This is a genomic window from Pedobacter sp. UYEF25 (genome assembly GCF_054061655.1).
This window is the reverse complement of the sequence record NZ_JBSSEL010000009.1, coordinates 74,000-91,468: the sequence shown is the minus strand read 5'-3', so window position 1 is coordinate 91,468 and position 17,469 is coordinate 74,000. Positions and strand designations below refer to the sequence as shown.

Here is a 17,469-nt window from a genome sequence, read left to right as displayed (position 1 = left end):
GAAATGAGAAAGTCGAAACCAAAAAAGAGAATTATCCTTCCTGATCCAAAATTTAACGATATTCAGGTAACTCGGTTTGTAAACAACATGATGTACGATGGAAAGAAATCTATTGCATATTCTATCTTTTACGACGCTGTGGAACTTGCCGAGAAAAAAGTTGGCGAGAACGGTTTAGAGATGTTTAAACGTGCATTAGCAAACATAATGCCATCTGTAGAGGTAAAAAGTCGTCGTGTGGGTGGAGCAAATTTCCAGGTTCCAATGGAAGTTAGGCCAGACCGCAAGATTGCGCTTGGCATGAAGTGGTTAATTTTATATGCACGCCGTAGAGGTGAAAAAACCATGAAGGAAAAGTTATCGGGAGAGATTGTTGCTGCTGCCAAAGGCGAAGGCGCTGCGGTCAAAAAGAAAGAAGATACGCATAAAATGGCTGAAGCCAATAAAGCGTTCTCTCACTTCAGGTTTTAATACAAAATGAATTAATTTGAATGATTGAATTTTGGATAGTGGCACGGTTTATTCTGTTCCGTTATGCTTTAATTCAATCATTTGCTAATTATAACAAATGTCGAGAGATTTAAAATTTACAAGAAATATTGGTATCGCTGCCCACATCGATGCTGGTAAAACGACGACTACCGAGCGTATTTTATATTATGCTGGTGTGAGTCATAAAATTGGTGAGGTGCATGAAGGTGCTGCAACAATGGACTGGATGGCGCAGGAGCAAGAACGTGGGATAACTATTACGTCTGCTGCTACAACTGTTGATTGGAATTATAGAGGGCAGAAATACCATGTTAACGTTATCGATACCCCTGGGCATGTGGATTTTACGGTAGAAGTAAATAGGTCGTTGCGTGTGTTAGATGGCTTGGTATTCTTGTTTTCTGCTGTTGATGGTGTTGAGCCTCAATCTGAAACGAACTGGCGTTTAGCCAACAACTATAGTGTGCCACGTATTGGTTTTGTTAATAAAATGGATCGTTCTGGTGCTGATTTCTTAAAAGTTGTTAAGCAGGTTAAAGACATGTTAGGTAGCAATGCTGTTCCATTGCAGCTGCCTATCGGTTCGGAAGACGGATTTCAAGGCGTTGTAGATTTAATTAACAACCGTGGTATTGTTTGGAACGAACATGATAAAGGAATGACCTTTACTGAAGTGCCAATTCCAGAAGATATGTTGGAAGAGGTTGCCGAGTGGAGAGAAAAATTGCTTGAATCTGTTGCAGAGTACGACGAAAGTTTGATGGAGAAATTTTTTGACGCTCCAGAAACCATCACTGAGCGCGAAGTTTTAGATGCTTTACGGGCAGCGGTTTTAGACGCTAAGATTGTACCGATGGTTTGTGGTTCATCTTTCAAAAACAAAGGTGTACAGACTATGCTAGATTATGTGATGGAATTATTACCGTCGCCTATGGATAGTGAGGGTGTGGTAGGAATTAATCCAGATACAGAGCAAGAAGTAACGCGTAAGCCGGCAGAATCTGAGCCATTCGCAGCACTGGCATTTAAAATTGCTACCGATCCATTTGTTGGAAGGTTGTGTTTTATTCGCGTGTATTCTGGTAATTTAGAAGCGGGTTCTTACGTGTATAACACACGTTCTGGAAATAAAGAACGGATATCTCGTATTTTCCAGATGCATGCAAACAAGCAAAATCCTATTCCTAACGTAGGCGCAGGAGATATTGCAGCCGTGGTAGGTTTCAAAGACATTAAAACCGGAGATACGCTTTGTGAAGAGAAAAATCCGATCATTCTGGAGTCGATGAATTTTCCTGAGCCGGTTATCGGTTTAGCCATTGAACCAAAAACTCAGGCTGATGTAGACAAATTGGGTATTGGATTAGGTAAACTTGCAGAAGAAGATCCTACATTTAGAGTTCAAACTGACCAAGAAACAGGCCAAACGGTTATTTCTGGAATGGGCGAGCTTCACTTAGATATTTTAATCGACCGTTTAAGACGTGAGTTTAAGGTAGAAGTGAATCAAGGTGCACCACAAGTTGCCTATAAAGAGGCAATTTTTGGCACTACAAATCACAGAGAAGTTTATAAGAAACAATCTGGTGGTCGTGGTAAGTTTGCTGATATATCTGTAGTGATTTCTCCAATTGATGCAGATTACGAAAAAGGCGGATTGCAGTTTGTGAACGAAATTTCTGGGGGTTCTATTCCTAGAGAATTTATTCCTTCAGTAGAAAAAGGTTTTGCTAACGCGATGGCAAATGGTGTTTTAGCAGGCTATCCACTTCCGGATATGAAAGTGCGCTTAACGGATGGATCTTTTCATGCAGTCGATTCAGATGCGTTATCTTTCGAACTTGCTGCTCGTATGGCATATCGCGAAGCGTTGCCAAAGTGCAAGCCTACGTTGATGGAGCCAATTATGAAGATTGAAATCCTTACTCCCGAAGAAAACATGGGTGATGTAATCGGTGATATGAACCGTCGTCGTGGCCAATTGTTGGGTATGGATTCTAGGGCAGGTGCTCAAGTAATTAAAGCCACTGTACCACTTTCAGAAATGTTTGGTTATGTAACGCAATTGCGTACCATTACCTCAGGTCGTGCAACATCTACCATGGAATTCGATCATTACGAGGCGGCACCCAAAGGTGTTCAAGACGAAGTGATAGCGAAGTCTAAGGGAAAAGTCAAATCAGAAGATTAAATAGTATCGAGATGTTAGTATCGAGTATCAAGACAGCTCATTTATCCTGATACTCGATACTAAATACTTGCTACTAATAAAATAAACCCGATTGTTTGTTACCAATAGCTCTAACAAGTAGTCTCAATTAAAATAATATGAGCCAAAGAATCAGAATTAAATTAAAATCTTACGATTACAACTTGGTAGACAAATCTGCTGAGAAGATTGTAAAGACGGTTAAGCCTACGGGTGCCGTGGTAAGTGGACCAATTCCATTGCCAACAGAAAAGAAAATCTTTACTGTTTTGCGTTCACCACACGTAAATAAGAAGGCTAGAGAGCAGTTTCAACTATGCGCTTACAAGCGTTTGTTGGATATCTACAGCTCTAACTCTAAGACAGTAGATGCTTTGATGAAACTTGAATTGCCTAGCGGTGTTGAAGTTGAAATTAAGGTATAACTATTTCGAAACAAAGCTAAAAGGCCTCGATATATATTTATCGAGGCCTTTTTTATTTTTAGTCATGGCCTAAAAACAGTAAACTTTTCAGTTTACGTGCAAGCAGTAGTCACCAAAACCATTTTTTATCTGACTGGTACTAGACAGGTTTGAAAAAAGTAAATCATTTAAACGCCGAAGTGTTGTCTAACCAATTATTTTTTATGAAGAAATTAGGGTAAAAAAGACAAGCATAAAGCCATTAGGCCCTGCATAAAATGCTGCTTTTAAAAACTGAGTGTAAATTTAAAATTTACTAAAGGTGAGTGGAAAAAACTTAATTTATTATCGAATAATCAATAGCTGTTTATTCTATAAAGTTATTTCTAACTGCAAATCCTATTAATTCCGCTGTGTTTTTTGTTCCAGTCTTCTGCAAAAGCTTTTTCCTGTTTCCTTCTATTGTTCTTTTACTTGAAAATAACCTTTCAGAAATTTCTGTATTCGTAAACCCCTGCGCAACAAATTTCAAAATCTCCAATTCTCGATTGGTAATTTTCAGGCTAGGCTTTACTATTCCATTGACTAATTTGCCCTTGCTTGTAGCTAATTTGTGCAGACACTTGGTGGCAAGTTGACAACAAAGATAAAGCTGCCCAGACACGATTTGTTTAACCGCATAAGAAAGCTCTTCAGCCGGTGGTCGAGACATCGCAAACCCGTCAATTTTATGCTCGTATGCGGTTTGAAGGAGGTCTAAGTCTTCAGAAAAACCGCTGCTCAGAATTTTTAAGCTTGGATGACGATTTTTTAAGATTTTAACGAAATTTAATTCTAAACTCCCCAAGGAGGGTGTTTCCAAAAATAATAGATGAGGAAGTGGATGTTCCTCTAAAAAATTCACCGCATCCAATTTGCTTGATAAAGACCCAACCACATTAATGTTGTCTACGCCATGCAAATTTTTAACCGACAAGTTGCGCTCGTCGGGGATTAAGGATACATGAAGCAAATTTATTTCGGAGTTCAATTTTAAATATTTGTTTAGAATTTTCGCTAAAATCAAATATCAAGAAAAATAAGCCAGAAAAACACCTGATAAATACGCTTAATTAGGGGGTTTATACGCGTTACTTATACTAGAGATGAGGTGTTTATACTAGAGCTTAGTTGTTTGGTTCAATATTACAATCAATAGAATTTAAGTTCAAACAAAAAACATAATTAAAATGGTTGGCTGTTTTAATTTCCCCATGTTAAAGAAAAGCCTACGGATAACAATTGTTTGGAAAGAACATTGAATTAATAATTTTCGACCGCACTATCAAATGCCTCTTTAATTTTGTCGCTGAAATTTTTCACACCATTTGCAATATCTGGTGCCTGTGCTGAAAGGTCATCGATTAATGATTTACCGTCGCTATCTCGTTTTTTAGTGGCATACTTGAAAGCCATAACTGCTGCTGCGCTTGCAAGTGCTAACTTTAATATTTTCATACTCGTTTATTTAAAATCTTTTGAAGAACTCCCCGTATTGCTTTCCGCACTTTCCTTTGTTTCCAGGTCATCCTTATGTGGATAAGCATCATCATGTAAAGAGTCCTTCCCTTGAGTTCCTGTATTGTCAAGGCCATCTTTAGCAGAAATATTATCTTCGTTTAAGCCACGCTGGTTCTTTGTCTTTAGAGGCTCATTACCAAAACTTGTTACAACTTTACTTTCGTTTCCTTTGTTTGATGCTTTCTTTAAACCTGATGCTTGCACATGCGATCCCTCCTTGCCATCATAACCTTCTAAATGGGGGTCTTTTCTATACGCGCTTACTTTCATAATATTTTTCTTTTATAAGAATAACACAAATCGCCATTTATGGTTTTGTGCATTTTACCAACTTTTTGGTTTCACAAACTATTGGCCTCAACCCCGTCTATTGTCATCCCACCTGTTACGCTCATCTTGAAGTTCGCGAGCTAACCTCATCTCTTTATCTTTGGCCTTAACCTTGTGGTTCTGGAATTCATCTGCAACTTCTTGGTAGAGGTCTGTTCTGTATTTCGCTTCCTGCCTATATTTACCAGATTGAAATATGATAACTCCGAGTGCGATGGCCAATAGGATAATGATAGACCAAACTAGGACAGAGTAAGTGTTTTTCTGAAACGGAATGCCTAAGAATTTGATTTCGTTCACGGCAGCGGTTGCAGTAGCCAACGCATTTTGTTTGGTCGAAATCTCGCTTTCTAAACTAGAACTAGCGTTTTTTTGTGAGTTAATCTTTTCATTTGCTTGGGCAAGTTCCTTTCGTTCCTTTTTCAGCGTATCTGTAACACTTCGCCATAGTACCGATAACCTGTTGGGATTTATCAGTCTCGATCCATAAAGACTCTTTGATTTAGACAACATAAACCTGTATTGCCCATTTAGAGAGGGATCTGTATTTTTGGTAGTGTCATTTTGAGCATTTGCCAAAAAACTAACCAGCAGCGTAAGGGCAAAAAAAAGAAGTGTTGGTTTTTTAAAAAATTGCATGGTGGGCCGTTAAATGTTTCAGTGTTTTATAGTTATTTTAAAGTTCCGAGACTTCAGCTTCGTAAATCTATCCAAATCCTCGTCCAAACTTATATTAATTAACAGTTTTATGCAATTTTTATTATAATTTTTAGCCGTTTCGGTTACATTTGTTAAATGCAGATAGGAATTATTGGATTGGGTGACATGGGCAAATTGTATGCGCTATGTTTTGCTAAAGCAGGTTATGCCGTTTGCGGTGCCGACATTCCAAGCCGGTTTGAGGAGTTGGAAGAAGAGTTGCTGCCTAAAAAAATAGAGGTGTTGATTGATGGCCACGGGGTCGCGCGTAAATCTGACTTTATTTTGTATTGTGTAGAGGCAGAATTAGTTGCCGAAGTTGTTGAAAGATTTGCATGCTCTACAAAATACGGTGCCATTGTAGGTGGCCAAACATCTGTTAAACATCCGGAAATCGCGGCTTTTGAAAAATATTTACCAAAAGAAACACAAATTGTAACCTGTCATTCGCTTCACGGTCCGGGATTTAGTTCTAAAGGCCAGACATTGGTGGTGGTGAGACATCGCGCTTCTGACGCGGCTTACCTAAAAGCAATGACCGTTTTAAAAACTTTAGAATCTAACATCATCGAATTAGACGATTATAAAACACATGATAGGATTGTTGCCGATACCCAAGCAGTCACTCACATGGGCTTTGAAAGTATGGGCTCCGCATGGAAAAATGCCGGTTTTTTTCCTTGGGATAATCCCGCTTACTCAGGCGGAATAGACAATGTAAAGATTTTAACGACGCTGCGCATCTTTAGTTATAAATCTCACATTTACGCTGGCTTGGCCATCCTCAACCCGTACGCTCAAGAACAGGTTAAATATTATGCCCAAGCCGAATCGGAATTGTATAAATTGATGATTTGTGAAAATGAGGAACAATTTAGAGCAAAAATCTACGCCGCAAAAAGCTTTGTATTTCACGAAAGTAGAAAGTTGGTATTGCTTGACGACAGCATAATGAAAGAGTTTAGTTTGTCTGATGGCAACCACAACCAGAAACCTAACTCGCATTTAAGTTTGCTTAGTATGGTATATGCTTGGTATAAGATGGGAATAAATCCCTACGATAATTTGATTTGTCAGACTCCTCCGTTTAAACTTAGGTTGGGGATAGCAGAATACCTTTTTAAAAATGAAGCGATGCTAGAAGAGTCCATTCAGACCGCTTTGTTCGATAAATCTATCCGCGGCGACGATTTAGAATTTCACACTGCGGTGCACGAGTGGGCATCTATTATTGGCTATGGCGATATTAAAGGGTATAAGGCGCATTTCGAGGCCGCAAAAACTTTCTTTGCAGATCGATTAAATGATGGGAGAGATTTAAGTGCAGAGATGATTAGAAGGCTGGGACAATAGTATTAAGGTTAAACCGTGAAGATAGGAATGGCTTTTCGACATCGTTACTGGGTTTTATAAGGTATTGTACTTTTGCTATTCCCTGAGGTAATTTTCCATTTCATCTAGGTATTCGATAGAATTTATTTTATTCATTAATTCTTTCGTTTACCATAAATAGGTACATTATATTTGCGCGGATGTCGATTTTGCTTTTTACGTTGATTATGTTAATTGGCGCTTTTTTAGCGGGTTTAGTAGGTTCGCTTACTGGTTTAGGAGGCGGTGTAATCATCATTCCCTTGCTCACTTTAGGACTCGGTGTAGATATTCATTATGCCATTGGCGCTTCCATTGTTTCGGTTATAGCAACTTCCTCGGGTTCGGCGGCCGCCTATGTGAAGGAAGGCATTACAAACATCCGGATTGGTATGTTTTTAGAGATTGCCACCACTTTAGGCGCCATTGGTGGAGCAATAATAGCAGTTTACCTTAATCCTAGTTTAATTGCGGTTGCTTTTGGCATCATCTTAGTTTTTTCTGCATTGATGATGGTAGTTAAGAGAAAAGGTCAATCAGACAATCCACAAACTAGCAAGTTGGCTTTGTTTTTTAAACTTAACGGCAGCTATCCATTAAACGGAGTGGAGAAACCTTACAAAGTCCATAGGGTTGTAGGTGGCTTTTTTATGATGCTTTTCGCGGGAACGCTTTCAGGGCTACTTGGCATTGGCTCTGGGGCACTTAAAGTAATTGCTATGGATAACATCATGAGCATGCCATTTAAAGTTTCTACCACCACTAGCAATTTTATGATAGGTGTCACGGCTGCAGCAAGTGCTGTTGTTTATTTACACCGCGGTCAAATAGATCCTGGAATTGCGATGCCGGTATGTATTGGAGTACTTTTCGGGGCAACCTTAGGTTCCAAAATACTTGTACGTGCTAAAACAGATAAATTAAAAATCATATTTGCAGTTGTAGTACTTTTTTTGGCGGTACAAATGATTTATAATGGCCTAAGCGGGAATATATAGCTAACGTTGGTAATGAAAGACAGAGACATACAAGTTATTTTGGGTACTTTATTGCGCGTGGGGGTAATTATCTCTATGGCAGTCGTGCTTATTGGCGGTGTGTTGTTCTTAATCGCGGAGAGCGGTACAACCGTAAGTTATAAGGTATTTACACCAGAAATAGCGACGTTATCCAAACCCACAGAAATTATCAAAATGTTGCCTACATTAAATGGGAAAGCAATTATACAATTCGGTATTCTACTGTTGATTTTCACACCTATTTCTAGAGTGGTTTTCTCCATCTTTACTTTTTTTTTGGAAAAGGACTACATGTATGTAACCATTGGCTTCATTGTACTATGCATAATTATGGTTAGTTTAAATGGCGGCTTCGCCGGATAGCTAACGGCTTAGTTATTAATACAATCTGCGCCATCAGGCAATGCTTTGGCGTAATAAAGCGCACTACACATATTGTTAACGCTCAATCAGGATGAGGTGACTTAGCGGATATCTTTACTGAGCTAGCCATTTTTTAAGCTTTTGATCTTTCATAAAATTGCTTTTAAACCGAACAGATTAGGGTGCAGCAAACTATTTGAAAAAATAATGAGCTAACTGTTTGAATATTAAGAATTCTTTCCTATTTTTGCCCTCCCCTAAAACGGGATGAACAACCACCTTGAACGAAGCCCTACTGCTACGATGGGTGTTAAAAACAAATAAATATAATGTCAGGAATTATTGGAAAGAAAGTAGGAATGACCAGTATTTTCGATGAGGCAGGAAGAAACATTCCTTGTACCGTAATCGAAGCTGGGCCTTGTGTGGTGACACAAGTAAAAACCGAAGAAAAAGATGGTTACTCGTCAGTTCAACTTGGATACGACGAAGCCAAAGAAAAAAACACCACCCAGCCTTTAAAAGGGCACTTTGCCAAAGCAAAGACCACTCCAAAACGTAAGTTAATCGAGTTTGATGAGTTTGACGATTCTGTAGTCTTAGGCGATACAGTTACCGTTTCTATCTTCGAAGTAGGAGAATACGTAGATGTGGTTGGAACTTCTAAAGGTAAAGGTTTTCAGGGTGTAGTAAAACGTCATGGATTTGCCGGTGTGGGTATGCAAACTCACGGTCAGCACAATCGTTTACGTGCGCCGGGTTCATTGGGAGCGTCATCGTTTCCATCTCGCGTGTTTAAAGGAATGCGTATGGCAGGTAGAACGGGTGGAGACAGAGTGAAAGTCCAAAACTTGCAGGTATTGAAAATCTATGCAGATCAAAACCTAATAGTGGTTAACGGTTCCATACCAGGAGCTAAGGGTTCTTACGTAATTTTAGATAAGTAGTCAGATGGAAGTTAAAGTATTAAATATTTCAGGTAAAGAAACAGGTGCCAAGGTGCAGCTTTCTGAAAGTGTATTCGGTATAGAACCAAACGACCATGCTATTTATTTAGATGTGAAGCAGTATTTGGCCAACCAACGTCAAGGTACGCACAAGTCTAAACAACGTAATGAAATTGCAGGTTCGACCCGCAAACTTTACAAGCAAAAAGGTACCGGTGGTGCACGTGCAGGAAGCATTAAATCACCACTGTTTAATGGTGGAGGTCGTGTATTCGGTCCGCAGCCACGCGATTATGGTTTTAAGTTAAACAAGAAGCTGAAATCTTTGGCTCGTAAATCTGCTTTGGCTTATAAAGCTAAAGACAATAACGTGCTTGTTTTAGAAGATTTTACATTCGATACTGTAAAGACAAAAAGTTATAGAGGTTTATTGGAAGCTTTAAATGTAGGCGGCAAAAAAACTTTGTTGGTATTGCCAACAGTAGATCATAATATTTATTTATCAAGCAGAAACATTCAAAGAACCAAAGTAGTCCTTGCAAGTCAATTAAATACGTATGACGTATTAAATGCAGGTGTACTTGTGTTTACCGAAAATTCTGTAAAATCTTTGGAGGAGGCATTTGCCAAATAATATGGAAATTTTAAAAAGACCAATATTAACCGAAAAAGCTTCTCTTTTAACTGAGAAAGGCAATCGATTTACTTTTAGTGCAGATCACAGGGCTAACAAAATACAAATAAAGTCGGCTATCGAAAAGATGTATGGTGTTAATGTTGTAGCGATAAATACCATGGTTGTAGATGGGAAAGCAAAGTCCCGTTATACAAAAGGTGGTTTTGTATCTGGCCGTACAAATAAGTATAAGAAAGCAATTGTTACGCTAAAAGATGGCGAAACGATAGATTATTACGCAAATATCTAATTCAATTATTAATAGTAACTATGGGCTTAAGAAAATTTAAACCAGTCACTCCGGGTACTCGCTTTAGAGTAGGTGCCAGCTTTACGGAGATTACAGCAACCAAGCCCGAAAAATCATTGGTTGTATCATCAAAGAAATCTGGTGGGCGTAACAACACAGGAAAAATGACTATGCGCTACATGGGCGGTGGTCACAAGAAATCTTATCGTTTAATAGATTTTAAACGTGATAAGTTTGATATTCCTGCAACAGTAGCAACTGTTGAATACGACCCTAACAGAACCGCACGCATAGCTTTATTACACTATGTAGATGGCGAGAAGCGTTATATCATCGCTCCAGAAGGCATACAAGTTGGGCAAGAAGTGATGTCTGGCGATAAAGCTATTCCTGAAGTTGGTAATGCTTTAAAATTAGCTAACATTCCTTTGGGTTCTATCGTTCACAACGTAGAAATTCACCCGGGCAAAGGAGCACAACTTGCACGTAGCGCCGGTGCTTATGCACAACTAGCTGCTAGAGATGGCAAGTATGCCACACTTAAAATGCCATCAGGTGAAACCCGTTTAATACTGGTTACGTGTTTGGCAACTATAGGTGCTGTTTCTAACTCAGATCATGCAAACGAAGTACTCGGTAAAGCGGGTCGTAAACGTTGGTTAGGCCGTCGGCCTAGAACAAGGCCGGTAGCGATGAATCCTGTCGATCACCCAATGGGTGGTGGTGAGGGAAGATCATCAGGTGGTCATCCACGTTCGCGAAATGGTTTATTAGCCAAAGGCTTTAAAACCAGAGAAAAGAAAAAATATTCTAATCGTTACATCATAGAGAGAAGGAAGAAATAATGGCTCGTTCGATAAAAAAAGGACCTTATATAGACCATAATGTAGAGAAGAAGGTTGTCTCTATGAATGATTCAGGCAGAAAGTCGGTCATTAAAACATGGTCTCGTAGATCAATGATCTCTCCAGATTTCGTTGGTCATACATTTGCGGTACACAATGGTAATAAGTTTATCCCTGTATACGTAACAGAAAACATGGTTGGACACAAGTTGGGAGAATTTGCCCCGACTAGAACATTTAGAGGACACTCTGAAAAAAGGAAATAATTAGACAATGGAAGCAATAGCAAAATTAAATAATTGTCCAACTTCGCCGCGTAAAATGCGCTTAGTTGTAGATCTTATCAGAGGTGAACGCGTAGAAAAAGCATTGAGTATTTTAAAATTTACCAATAAGGAGGTGGCAATAAGAGTTGAGAAACTGTTATTATCGGCCATTAAAAATTGGGAAACTAAAAATGATGGTGCCCGTCCAGAAGAAAACCAATTGTTTGTAAAGACAATTATGGTAGACTGTGGCCGCCAACTTAAACGTTTGAGACCTGCGCCGCAAGGTCGCGGTTTTAGAATACGTAAACGTTCTAACCACATTACGCTGATAGTAGATAGTAAAAATACAGAAACTCAAAACTAATTTAGGAAATGGGACAAAAAGCAAATCCAATAGGTAACAGGTTAGGTATCATCAAAGGATGGGACTCGAACTGGTTTGGTGGAAATAACTATGCCGATAAATTAGTTGAGGATGAAAAAATAAGGAAATACCTTTCTGCACGTATTGCAAAAGGCGGCATATCTAAAGTTGTTATCGAACGTACCTTAAAACGTATTACGGTAACAATCCACACAGCACGCCCGGGTATCGTAATTGGTAAGGCGGGTGCTGAGGTTGATAAGATCAAAGAAGAGTTGAAAAAATTGACTAAAAAGGAAATTCAGATCAACATTTTCGAAATCAAACGTCCTGAGCTTGATGCACAATTGGTTGCAGAAGGTGTTGCGAAACAATTAGAAGCGAGAATTTCTTTTCGTAGAGCAATGAAGACTTCTATTGCATCAACAATGCGTATGGGAGCCGAAGGCATAAAAATCATGACTTCTGGTCGTTTAGGCGGTGCTGAAATGGCGCGTTCTGAACAATACAAAGAAGGAAGAGTGCCTTTGCATACTTTCCGAGCTGATATAGATTACGCTTTAGCAGAAGCTTTGACAACTTATGGAAAGATAGGTGTTAAGGTTTGGATTATGAAGGGCGAAGTTTATGGCAAACGCGATTTATCTCCTAACATTGGTGCTACTAATAATGGCCCGAAAGGTGCTGGCGATAAGCCTGCTTTTGGTGGAAGAGACAATAGAGGTGGTGGAAGAGACAACCGTGGCGGCAATGATAGACGCGGCGGCGGCGGCGGCAACAATAGAGGCGGCGGCGCAGGAGCGGGAGCAGGTGCTAGAGGTCCTCGCAAATAACTGATTAATTAACATCGTTTAACGATAAGAAAAGAATAAAATGTTACAGCCAAAAAGAACAAAGTTCAGGAAGATGCAAAAAGGCAGGATGAAAGGTTTAGCTTCTCGTGGAGCTGAGTTGGCATTTGGGTCTTTTGGCATCAAATCTTTAGAATCTACATGGATTACCAGTAGACAGATAGAGGCTGCCCGTATTGCGGTAACACGTTTTATGAAACGTGAGGGCCAAGTATGGATCAGGATTTTCCCGGACAAGCCAATTACCAAAAAGCCGGCAGAGGTGCGTATGGGTAAAGGTAAGGGAGCTCCAGAATATTGGGTTGCCGTAGTTAGACCAGGGCGCATAATTTTCGAAGCGGAAGGAGTGCCTTTAGAAGTTGCTAAAGAAGCATTGCGTTTAGCAGCACAAAAATTACCAATCCAAACTAAGTTTGTAGTACGTAGGGATTACGTAGAAGCATAAGTCATTTGAGATGAATGTTGTGGATACTTGTTTGTACAACCTCTACACTCAAAATTTAAAGAAAAATAGAAATGAAATATTCAGAAATCATAGGGCTTTCAAAAGAAGATTTAGTAGCTAAGATTGCAGAAGAAACAGAGAATCTTACAAAGATGAAATTTGCACATGCTGTTTCGGCCATAGAAAATCCTTCTCGCATCGGGAAATTAAGGAGAGATATAGCTCGTTTAAATACTGAACTGACTAAAGTAAAGGCTGCGTCGGCAACTAGTACTGAAAGCAATTAATTTGAAAGTCGAAATGGAAAGAAAATTAAGAAAAACAAGAACAGGGTTGGTAGTGAGCAACAAGATGGATAAATCTGTTGTAGTAACTGTCGAACGTAAAGTAAAGCACCCTATTTATGGTAAGTTCGTTAAGAAAACTACCAAATTTATGGCACATGACGAGAAGAATGAATGCGGTATTGGAGATACGGTATTGATTATGGAAACTCGCCCACTGAGCAAGAACAAGAATTGGAGATTGGTACAAATTTTAGAAAGGGCTAAGTAGATGTTACAACAGGAATCAAGATTAAACGTTGCTGATAATAGCGGCGCAAAAGAAGTTTTAGTCATACGGGTGTTAGGTGGAACTGGCAAACGTTATGCTTCAATTGGCGATAAAGTTGTTGTAACCGTTAAAAGCGCATTGCCATCTGGCAATATAAAAAAGGGTACAGTTTCTAAGGCAGTCGTGGTTAGAACTAAAAAAGAAATTAGACGCAAAGATGGTTCTTATATCCGCTTTGACGATAATGCGGCCGTTTTGCTAAATGCACAAGACGAGCCAAGAGGTACACGTATTTTTGGCCCGGTGGCGAGAGAGTTACGTGAGAAACAATTCATGAAAATCGTATCATTAGCACCGGAGGTATTATAATATGGGAACTAAAGTAAACAAACCATCAAAGCTGAAGATCCGTACGGGAGATTTGGTAAAAATTATTGCAGGTGATTCAAAAGGCCAGCAAGGAAAAGTACTAGAAGTATTTATAGATAAAAACAGAGCCATTGTAGAAGGTGTAAATTTAGTGTCTAAACACACAAAACCAAATACAGCTAATCCTAACGGTGGTATTATTAAAAAGGAAGCAGCTTTACACATTTCAAATCTTATGTTGATTGATCCTACATCTGGAAAAGCAACACGTGTTGGCCGCAGGGCAAATGCAGAAGGTAAATTGGTTAGAGTGGCAACCACATCAGGGGAGGAAATTAAATAATGGCTACACCTAGGTTAAAAAGCAAGTACAAAGAAGAAGTTGTAACTGCACTTAGAGAAAAATTTCAGTATAAAACGGTTATGCAGGTTCCTAAATTGGAAAAAATCTGTATCAACCAAGGTATAGGAAGGTTTTCTGTAACGGATAAGAAAATTATGGATACTTCTATTGCTGAGTTGACTACCATCACTGGTCAACAAGCGGTTGGAGCGAATTCAAAAAAGGATATCTCTAACTTTAAATTACGTAAGGGAATGCCTGTTGGCGTGCGCGTAACATTGCGTGATAACAACATGTATGAGTTTTTAGATCGTTTGATCTCCGTCGCTCTTCCTCGTATCCGTGATTTTAAAGGAATTAATGATAAGGGATTTGATGGACATGGTAATTACACTCTAGGCGTTACTGAACAGATTATCTTCCCTGAAATAAACATCGATAAAATTAGTAAAATTTTAGGGATGGACATTACTTTCGTAACTTCGGCAAAATCTGATGTAGAAGCCTTAGAGTTACTAAAACAATTCGGTTTACCGTTTAAAAATCAAAAAATAGCAGAATAATGGCAAAAGAAGGTATTAAAGCACGCGAAGTAAAACGCCAAAGGTTGGTGGAAAAATACGCAGATAAGCGTGCAGCAATGAAAGCAGCCGGAGATTATGAAGGCTTAGATAAATTACCAAAAAATGCATCTCCAGTTCGTTTGCACAATCGTTGTAAATTAACAGGCAGACCACGCGGGTACATGCGTACTTTTGGTATATCTAGGGTAACTTTTCGCCAAATGGCATTAGATGGTAAGATACCAGGTGTCAGAAAAGCATCTTGGTAATAGGAGTAGCAATTATTTAGTATCAAGTATTGAGATAAAAGTTTCTTGATACTTGATGCTAATGTCCTGATACTAATAGAAAAGAATTTTAACCGATGGAAGGTCTATAAGTTAAATAGCAATATAAGAAACCACCATCAATAACAATAAAAAATGAATACAGATCCAATAGCAGATTATTTAACAAGAGTAAGGAATGCCATTAAGGCCAACCACAGGGTTGTAGAAATTCCTGCATCAAACCTTAAAAAGGAAATCACAAAAGTACTTTTTGACAAAGGTTACATCACGAACTATAAGTTTGAGGACACTACTGCACAAGGCACCATTAAAATTGCTTTGAAGTATAATCCTATTACAAAAGTTCCTGCTATTCGTACGTTGATGCGAATAAGTAAACCAGGTTTGAGACAATATGCCGGCGTAGCAAATATGCCAAGGGTATTAAATGGTTTAGGTATCGCAATCTTATCCACTTCTAAAGGCGTAATGACCGACAAAGAGGCAGCCAAATTAAAAATTGGTGGTGAGGTATTGTGTCATGTTTATTAATTAGAGGAGAAAAACACAATGTCGAGAATAGGAAAAGCCCCAATTACAATCCCTGCAGGTGTAACGATATCGGTTTCGAAAGAAAACGTGGTTACGGTTAAAGGACCTAAGGGTGAATTAACCCAAAATGTTGATCAAGAGATCACCATTGACCAAGAAGATGGTGTATTACAAGTAAGCCGTCCATCAGACCAAAAGAAGCATAAAGCGTTACACGGTTTGTATCGTTCGCTGATTAATAACATGGTTATTGGTGTAACAGAAGGATACAAATTGCAACAAGAACTTGTTGGTGTTGGTTATCGTGCCACAAACCAAGGCAATACATTAGATTTGGTTTTAGGTTATTCCCACCACTTTATCTTTCAGTTGCCTGCAGAAGTTAAGGTAACTACGAGCTCAGAGAAAGGGCAAACTCCAAAAATTATGTTGGAGAGCATAGATAAACAATTGATAGGACAAGTAGCGGCAAAGATTCGTTCGCTACGTGCACCAGAGCCTTATAAGGGTAAAGGTATCAAGTTTGTTGGTGAAGTATTAAGAAGAAAAGCAGGTAAATCAGCATCTAAGAAATAGTAATCATGGCAGGAAAGAAATTATCAAGAAGAGATAGAATTAAGAAAGGAATTAGGAAGAGACTTACTGGTTCTGAAGCGCGCCCAAGATTGTCTGTGTACAGGAGCAATAAAGGTATCTACGCTCAAATTATAGACGATGTGAATGGAAGTACCATCGCATCTGCTTCATCTTTATCAAAAGATTTTGCTGGCAAAGGCAATAAAGTAGAACAATCTTTAGCAGTTGGAAAACTAGTTGCAGAAAAGGCATTGGCAGCGGGCGTTAAAGAAGTCGTTTTCGATAGAAACGGCTATTTATACCACGGTCGTGTTAAATCACTCGCTGAAGGTGCACGTGAAGGTGGTCTAGTTTTTTAAATTGTAAAAAGAAAGAAAATGTCAACTATCAATATAAAAAGAGTAAAGACAACCGATATAGAATTGAAAGATCGGTTAGTTAGCATACAGCGCGTTGCCAAAGTTACCAAAGGTGGCCGTACCTTCAGTTTTTCCGCGATTGTTGTTGTGGGAGATGAAAACGGTGTGGTAGGTTTTGGACTTGGAAAAGCGAAAGAGGTAACTGAAGCAATTGCTAAAGGAATTGATGATGCTAAGAAAAATTTGGTAAAAGTGCCTATTTTAAACGGTACCGTTCCTCACGAGCAGATTGGAAAATATTCTGGAGGTTTTGTGCTAATAAAACCAGCAGCAGTTGGTACTGGCGTAATTGCCGGTGGTGCGATGCGTGCGGTGTTGGAAAGTGCTGGGATTACCAATGTGTTGGCAAAATCTAAGGGATCTTCTAATCCACACAACGTGGTAAAAGCTACCGTAGATGCATTAACAAAAATGCGTGATGCGTATACCATCGCGCAAACCCGTGGCATAGATTTAAATAAAGTTTTTAACGGATAAGAAATCATGGCTAAAATTAAGATAACACAGATTAAAAGCACGATCGATAGAAGTGAACGCCAAAAGAGAACTGTAATAGCTTTGGGTTTAAGAAAAATGAATCAAAGTGTTGAAGTTGAGGCAACTCCACAGATTGTTGGAATGGTTAGAAAGGTAAATCACCTTGTTGCCATAGAAAGCATATAAATATTAGGAAGAGTTAGCTGCTTTTTGGCGCTAACTCTTTTATTCTTCTAACCGTTGTACCTGTTT

29 protein-coding genes are annotated in these 17,469 nt (G+C 39.0%); 25 read left to right on the top strand and 4 right to left on the bottom strand.

The window, feature by feature from the left end; all coding sequences use genetic code 11:
- Positions 1–3 precede the first annotated feature (3 nt).
- The 3 genes from rpsG to rpsJ all read left to right on the top strand — a co-directional run bounded on the left by rpsG (position 4) and on the right by rpsJ (position 3,126).
- Complete coding sequence (gene rpsG, locus ACVWYG_RS10345) at positions 4–471, top strand: 30S ribosomal protein S7 (RefSeq protein WP_457270142.1); 468 nt, start codon at positions 4–6, stop codon at positions 469–471.
- A gap of 97 nt (positions 472–568) precedes the next feature.
- Positions 569–2,683 carry an elongation factor G gene (gene fusA / locus ACVWYG_RS10340; RefSeq protein ID WP_457270141.1) on the top strand — a complete coding sequence of 705 codons (2,115 nt, stop codon included), beginning with the start codon at positions 569–571 and terminating at the stop codon, positions 2,681–2,683.
- Between the two features lie 137 nt (positions 2,684–2,820).
- Positions 2,821–3,126, top strand: a complete 306-nt coding sequence (gene rpsJ / locus ACVWYG_RS10335) for a 30S ribosomal protein S10 (RefSeq protein WP_008244591.1) — start codon at positions 2,821–2,823, stop codon at positions 3,124–3,126.
- Between the two features lie 346 nt (positions 3,127–3,472).
- Here rpsJ and ACVWYG_RS10330 read toward each other — a convergent pair whose 3' ends face one another.
- From ACVWYG_RS10330 to ACVWYG_RS10315, 4 genes are all read right to left on the bottom strand, one after another.
- Entirely contained in the window at positions 3,473–4,135 is a 663-nt protein-coding gene (locus ACVWYG_RS10330; RefSeq protein ID WP_457270140.1) for a response regulator transcription factor, read from the bottom strand.
- A 272-nt stretch (positions 4,136–4,407) separates the two neighbouring features.
- Positions 4,408–4,602: a YtxH domain-containing protein gene (locus tag ACVWYG_RS10325; RefSeq protein WP_457270139.1), complete on the bottom strand. Its 195-nt coding sequence runs from the start codon at positions 4,600–4,602 to the stop codon at positions 4,408–4,410.
- Between the two features lie 6 nt (positions 4,603–4,608).
- Positions 4,609–4,935: a hypothetical protein gene (locus tag ACVWYG_RS10320; protein WP_457270138.1), complete on the bottom strand. Its 327-nt coding sequence runs from the start codon at positions 4,933–4,935 to the stop codon at positions 4,609–4,611.
- An 87-nt stretch (positions 4,936–5,022) separates the two neighbouring features.
- Entirely contained in the window at positions 5,023–5,634 is a 612-nt protein-coding gene (locus ACVWYG_RS10315; RefSeq protein WP_457270137.1) for a hypothetical protein, read from the bottom strand.
- A 156-nt stretch (positions 5,635–5,790) separates the two neighbouring features.
- On the opposite strand from ACVWYG_RS10315, the gene ACVWYG_RS10310 reads away from it, so the two are divergent.
- The 22 genes from ACVWYG_RS10310 (at position 5,791) to rpmD (ending at position 17,403) form a co-directional block, all read left to right on the top strand.
- Complete coding sequence (locus ACVWYG_RS10310) at positions 5,791–7,047, top strand: NAD(P)-binding domain-containing protein (RefSeq protein ID WP_457270136.1); 1,257 nt, start codon at positions 5,791–5,793, stop codon at positions 7,045–7,047.
- Between the two features lie 179 nt (positions 7,048–7,226).
- The gene (locus ACVWYG_RS10305) at positions 7,227–8,063 is read left to right on the top strand and encodes a sulfite exporter TauE/SafE family protein (protein WP_457270135.1); all 837 of its coding nucleotides are present in this window, start codon (positions 7,227–7,229) and stop codon (positions 8,061–8,063) included.
- A 12-nt stretch (positions 8,064–8,075) separates the two neighbouring features.
- Positions 8,076–8,447 carry a DUF1634 domain-containing protein gene (locus tag ACVWYG_RS10300; RefSeq protein ID WP_457270134.1) on the top strand — a complete coding sequence of 124 codons (372 nt, stop codon included), beginning with the start codon at positions 8,076–8,078 and terminating at the stop codon, positions 8,445–8,447.
- A 329-nt stretch (positions 8,448–8,776) separates the two neighbouring features.
- Positions 8,777–9,394, top strand: a complete 618-nt coding sequence (rplC, locus tag ACVWYG_RS10295) for a 50S ribosomal protein L3 (protein ID WP_354356113.1) — start codon at positions 8,777–8,779, stop codon at positions 9,392–9,394.
- A 4-nt stretch (positions 9,395–9,398) separates the two neighbouring features.
- On the top strand, positions 9,399–10,028 hold the full coding sequence (gene rplD, locus ACVWYG_RS10290) for a 50S ribosomal protein L4 (protein ID WP_457270133.1): 630 nt from the start codon (positions 9,399–9,401) through the stop codon (positions 10,026–10,028).
- A gap of 1 nt (position 10,029) precedes the next feature.
- Positions 10,030–10,320 (top strand): 50S ribosomal protein L23, encoded by a 291-nt coding sequence (gene rplW / locus ACVWYG_RS10285; protein ID WP_457270132.1) that lies wholly within the window; start codon positions 10,030–10,032, stop codon positions 10,318–10,320.
- A gap of 20 nt (positions 10,321–10,340) precedes the next feature.
- The gene (rplB, locus tag ACVWYG_RS10280; protein WP_457270131.1) at positions 10,341–11,165 is read left to right on the top strand and encodes a 50S ribosomal protein L2; all 825 of its coding nucleotides are present in this window, start codon (positions 10,341–10,343) and stop codon (positions 11,163–11,165) included.
- Entirely contained in the window at positions 11,165–11,431 is a 267-nt protein-coding gene (rpsS, locus tag ACVWYG_RS10275) for a 30S ribosomal protein S19 (RefSeq protein WP_457270130.1), read from the top strand. The genes rplB and rpsS overlap by 1 nt, the downstream gene beginning before the upstream one ends.
- Positions 11,432–11,438: 7 nt before the next feature.
- Entirely contained in the window at positions 11,439–11,798 is a 360-nt protein-coding gene (gene rplV, locus ACVWYG_RS10270; protein WP_354356123.1) for a 50S ribosomal protein L22, read from the top strand.
- Between the two features lie 8 nt (positions 11,799–11,806).
- Positions 11,807–12,631: a 30S ribosomal protein S3 gene (gene rpsC / locus ACVWYG_RS10265; RefSeq protein WP_457270129.1), complete on the top strand. Its 825-nt coding sequence runs from the start codon at positions 11,807–11,809 to the stop codon at positions 12,629–12,631.
- Between the two features lie 40 nt (positions 12,632–12,671).
- Positions 12,672–13,094, top strand: a complete 423-nt coding sequence (gene rplP, locus ACVWYG_RS10260) for a 50S ribosomal protein L16 (protein ID WP_457270128.1) — start codon at positions 12,672–12,674, stop codon at positions 13,092–13,094.
- A 71-nt stretch (positions 13,095–13,165) separates the two neighbouring features.
- Positions 13,166–13,381: a 50S ribosomal protein L29 gene (gene rpmC, locus ACVWYG_RS10255; protein WP_457270127.1), complete on the top strand. Its 216-nt coding sequence runs from the start codon at positions 13,166–13,168 to the stop codon at positions 13,379–13,381.
- 13 nt (positions 13,382–13,394) lie between these two features.
- Positions 13,395–13,649: a 30S ribosomal protein S17 gene (rpsQ, locus tag ACVWYG_RS10250; RefSeq protein WP_354356131.1), complete on the top strand. Its 255-nt coding sequence runs from the start codon at positions 13,395–13,397 to the stop codon at positions 13,647–13,649.
- Positions 13,650–14,018 (top strand): 50S ribosomal protein L14, encoded by a 369-nt coding sequence (rplN, locus tag ACVWYG_RS10245; protein ID WP_354356133.1) that lies wholly within the window; start codon positions 13,650–13,652, stop codon positions 14,016–14,018.
- A 1-nt stretch (position 14,019) separates the two neighbouring features.
- Positions 14,020–14,361, top strand: coding sequence for a 50S ribosomal protein L24 (gene rplX, locus ACVWYG_RS10240; RefSeq protein WP_457270126.1), 342 nt, complete (start codon positions 14,020–14,022; stop codon positions 14,359–14,361).
- The gene (gene rplE / locus ACVWYG_RS10235) at positions 14,358–14,924 is read left to right on the top strand and encodes a 50S ribosomal protein L5 (protein ID WP_457270211.1); all 567 of its coding nucleotides are present in this window, start codon (positions 14,358–14,360) and stop codon (positions 14,922–14,924) included. The genes rplX and rplE overlap by 4 nt, the downstream gene beginning before the upstream one ends.
- A complete protein-coding gene (gene rpsN / locus ACVWYG_RS10230; RefSeq protein WP_354356135.1) occupies positions 14,924–15,193 on the top strand; it encodes a 30S ribosomal protein S14 in 270 nt (89 codons plus the stop codon). The genes rplE and rpsN overlap by 1 nt, the downstream gene beginning before the upstream one ends.
- A gap of 153 nt (positions 15,194–15,346) precedes the next feature.
- On the top strand, positions 15,347–15,745 hold the full coding sequence (gene rpsH, locus ACVWYG_RS10225) for a 30S ribosomal protein S8 (RefSeq protein WP_457270125.1): 399 nt from the start codon (positions 15,347–15,349) through the stop codon (positions 15,743–15,745).
- Positions 15,746–15,763: 18 nt separating this feature from the next.
- Positions 15,764–16,321: a 50S ribosomal protein L6 gene (gene rplF, locus ACVWYG_RS10220; protein ID WP_457270124.1), complete on the top strand. Its 558-nt coding sequence runs from the start codon at positions 15,764–15,766 to the stop codon at positions 16,319–16,321.
- 5 nt (positions 16,322–16,326) lie between these two features.
- A complete protein-coding gene (gene rplR, locus ACVWYG_RS10215; RefSeq protein ID WP_457270123.1) occupies positions 16,327–16,680 on the top strand; it encodes a 50S ribosomal protein L18 in 354 nt (117 codons plus the stop codon).
- Positions 16,681–16,698: 18 nt separating this feature from the next.
- Positions 16,699–17,217: a 30S ribosomal protein S5 gene (gene rpsE / locus ACVWYG_RS10210; RefSeq protein ID WP_354356143.1), complete on the top strand. Its 519-nt coding sequence runs from the start codon at positions 16,699–16,701 to the stop codon at positions 17,215–17,217.
- Between the two features lie 6 nt (positions 17,218–17,223).
- Positions 17,224–17,403, top strand: a complete 180-nt coding sequence (gene rpmD, locus ACVWYG_RS10205; protein WP_457270122.1) for a 50S ribosomal protein L30 — start codon at positions 17,224–17,226, stop codon at positions 17,401–17,403.
- The last annotated feature ends 66 nt before the right edge of the window (positions 17,404–17,469 follow it).

Bases quoted from the DNA above. Each gene is read 5' to 3' on its own strand.
- rpsG (WP_457270142.1), top strand. From the start codon at position 4: ATGAGAAAGTCGAAACCAAAAAAGAGAATTATCCTTCCTGATCCAAAA.
- fusA (WP_457270141.1), top strand. From the start codon at position 569: ATGTCGAGAGATTTAAAATTTACAAGAAATATTGGTATCGCTGCCCAC.
- rpsJ (WP_008244591.1), top strand. From the start codon at position 2,821: ATGAGCCAAAGAATCAGAATTAAATTAAAATCTTACGATTACAACTTG.
- ACVWYG_RS10325 (WP_457270139.1), bottom strand. From the start codon at position 4,602: ATGAAAATATTAAAGTTAGCACTTGCAAGCGCAGCAGCAGTTATGGCT.
- ACVWYG_RS10320 (WP_457270138.1), bottom strand. From the start codon at position 4,935: ATGAAAGTAAGCGCGTATAGAAAAGACCCCCATTTAGAAGGTTATGAT.
- ACVWYG_RS10315 (WP_457270137.1), bottom strand. From the start codon at position 5,634: ATGCAATTTTTTAAAAAACCAACACTTCTTTTTTTTGCCCTTACGCTG.
- ACVWYG_RS10310 (WP_457270136.1), top strand. From the start codon at position 5,791: ATGCAGATAGGAATTATTGGATTGGGTGACATGGGCAAATTGTATGCG.
- ACVWYG_RS10305 (WP_457270135.1), top strand. From the start codon at position 7,227: ATGTCGATTTTGCTTTTTACGTTGATTATGTTAATTGGCGCTTTTTTA.
- ACVWYG_RS10300 (WP_457270134.1), top strand. From the start codon at position 8,076: ATGAAAGACAGAGACATACAAGTTATTTTGGGTACTTTATTGCGCGTG.
- rplC (WP_354356113.1), top strand. From the start codon at position 8,777: ATGTCAGGAATTATTGGAAAGAAAGTAGGAATGACCAGTATTTTCGAT.
- rplD (WP_457270133.1), top strand. From the start codon at position 9,399: ATGGAAGTTAAAGTATTAAATATTTCAGGTAAAGAAACAGGTGCCAAG.
- rplW (WP_457270132.1), top strand. From the start codon at position 10,030: ATGGAAATTTTAAAAAGACCAATATTAACCGAAAAAGCTTCTCTTTTA.
- rplB (WP_457270131.1), top strand. From the start codon at position 10,341: ATGGGCTTAAGAAAATTTAAACCAGTCACTCCGGGTACTCGCTTTAGA.
- rpsS (WP_457270130.1), top strand. From the start codon at position 11,165: ATGGCTCGTTCGATAAAAAAAGGACCTTATATAGACCATAATGTAGAG.
- rplV (WP_354356123.1), top strand. From the start codon at position 11,439: ATGGAAGCAATAGCAAAATTAAATAATTGTCCAACTTCGCCGCGTAAA.
- rpsC (WP_457270129.1), top strand. From the start codon at position 11,807: ATGGGACAAAAAGCAAATCCAATAGGTAACAGGTTAGGTATCATCAAA.
- rplP (WP_457270128.1), top strand. From the start codon at position 12,672: ATGTTACAGCCAAAAAGAACAAAGTTCAGGAAGATGCAAAAAGGCAGG.
- rpmC (WP_457270127.1), top strand. From the start codon at position 13,166: ATGAAATATTCAGAAATCATAGGGCTTTCAAAAGAAGATTTAGTAGCT.
- rpsQ (WP_354356131.1), top strand. From the start codon at position 13,395: ATGGAAAGAAAATTAAGAAAAACAAGAACAGGGTTGGTAGTGAGCAAC.
- rplN (WP_354356133.1), top strand. From the start codon at position 13,650: ATGTTACAACAGGAATCAAGATTAAACGTTGCTGATAATAGCGGCGCA.
- rplX (WP_457270126.1), top strand. From the start codon at position 14,020: ATGGGAACTAAAGTAAACAAACCATCAAAGCTGAAGATCCGTACGGGA.
- rpsN (WP_354356135.1), top strand. From the start codon at position 14,924: ATGGCAAAAGAAGGTATTAAAGCACGCGAAGTAAAACGCCAAAGGTTG.
- rpsH (WP_457270125.1), top strand. From the start codon at position 15,347: ATGAATACAGATCCAATAGCAGATTATTTAACAAGAGTAAGGAATGCC.
- rplF (WP_457270124.1), top strand. From the start codon at position 15,764: ATGTCGAGAATAGGAAAAGCCCCAATTACAATCCCTGCAGGTGTAACG.
- rplR (WP_457270123.1), top strand. From the start codon at position 16,327: ATGGCAGGAAAGAAATTATCAAGAAGAGATAGAATTAAGAAAGGAATT.
- rpsE (WP_354356143.1), top strand. From the start codon at position 16,699: ATGTCAACTATCAATATAAAAAGAGTAAAGACAACCGATATAGAATTG.
- rpmD (WP_457270122.1), top strand. From the start codon at position 17,224: ATGGCTAAAATTAAGATAACACAGATTAAAAGCACGATCGATAGAAGT.